The organism is Flavobacterium ustbae (assembly GCF_003946915.1).
GTDB classification, from domain to species: domain Bacteria; phylum Bacteroidota; class Bacteroidia; order Flavobacteriales; family Flavobacteriaceae; genus Flavobacterium; species Flavobacterium ustbae.
Genome location: NZ_RPOC01000038.1, coordinates 1 through 1,444, shown reverse-complemented (window position 1 = coordinate 1,444; position 1,444 = coordinate 1). Strand labels below are relative to the sequence as shown.

General features: G+C 33.6%; 1 protein-coding gene and 1 pseudogene. Both read right to left on the bottom strand.

The genetic code is table 11. The features are described from left to right. Positions 1-34: 34 nt before the first annotated feature. Positions 35-874: pseudogene (locus EG814_RS20845) on the bottom strand (IS3 family transposase); the annotation flags it as partial. After that, a complete protein-coding gene (locus EG814_RS20840) occupies positions 868-1,401 on the bottom strand; it encodes a helix-turn-helix domain-containing protein (RefSeq protein WP_164515354.1) in 534 nt (177 codons plus the stop codon). The pseudogene EG814_RS20845 and the gene EG814_RS20840, both read right to left, overlap by 7 nt. Positions 1,402-1,444 lie beyond the last annotated feature (43 nt).

Genomic DNA, 1,444 nt, shown 5'->3' with positions numbered 1-1,444 from the left:
TAGACTGCACCCAAAAGTTTAGACAAATTTATAATTAATTTTTATAATAATGAGCTCGATATTGTATCGGGCTCATTCCTTTTAAATTTAGTTTTATCCTTTCATTATTATAATAATCTATATACTCGATTATTTCTTTTTTCAGCTGGTTTATGCAAGTGTATTTCTTAAGATAAAAGAGTTCCGATTTCAATATCCCGAAGAAGTTTTCAATAACAGCATTGTCCAGGCAATTTCCTTTTCGTGACATGCTTTGTATGAGTCCTTTCTTCTTCAAGAGCAGCTGATATTGCTTCATTTGATACTGCCATCCCTGATCGGAGTGCAATATGAGATTTGTGCTATCAGGTATTTTTCTAAATGCCTTTTTAACCATGCTGGCTATCTGCTTAAAATTTGGACTGCTGGATAACTGATAGCTTATTATTTCTCCATTAAATAAATCAATGATCGGCGATAAATATAATTTTCTTCCTGAGACTTTAAATTCAGTAACATCAGTAGCCCATTTTTGATTCGGACATCCAGCTTTAAAATTACGCTGTAAAATATTCGGCGCTATTTTCCCCTGTTCGCCTTTATACGATTTATATTTCCTAATACGTATGATACTTTTTAATCCTAATTCTTTCATCAGCCGTAAAACGGTCTTATGATTAATTACAATTCCTTTTTGCTTGATTATAAGGGTAATACGGCGATAACCCAATCTGCCTTTATGATGATTATAAATCTGCCTTATCAGATCTTTAATATCCTTGTACTTATCTGCTAACCGGCTTCTTTTTTCATAGTAATAGTAACTGCTTCTGACCATTTTCATACAATCCAGCAGCAGTGCCAGATCATATTTATGCCTTAATTCCATTATGGTTTTTGCCTTTTGTTTTGATTGGCTTGTTCTGTTTGAACTAAGGCATTGAACTTTTTTAAGATTTCGTTCTCAGCTCGTAAATACTCTATTTCCTTTAAAAGCTCTTCTTCTCGTGTTAAAGGCTTGTCTGTTTTGCGTTGTTTTCTTTTAAAATTCATAGATGTCGGTCTGCCTCTGGGTTTAAGTTCCAAGCCTGCTGCTGAAGCTGCTCTATATTTCTTCTGCCAGACTATTATAGTTGACTTTGTTGGAATATTAAACATCAGGCACGCTTCCATCAAAGATAATGACTTCTTTTGAATTGTATTAAGGACTTTAAGCTTAAAGGCCACACTGTATTTTTGATTTCTCTCTCGCGGCAAAAGACCTTCATTTCCATATTTGGCATAAACTTGAATCCATAAATCAAGTGATTTATTGTCGATGCCTTTTTCAACGCAGACTGAATTGACAGAACGATGAAATTTAAAAACTTCTTTTATACATTGAAGTTTAAATTCGTAATTGTATTTAACTTTTCTTTCCATAAAAATGCCCCCAAATAGTGTCTAACTTTTTGGGGGCAGTTCA

Excerpts from the sequence above, each read along its gene's own strand:
- EG814_RS20840 (WP_164515354.1), bottom strand. The coding sequence starts at position 1,401 with ATGGAAAGAAAAGTTAAATACAATTACGAATTTAAACTTCAATGTATA.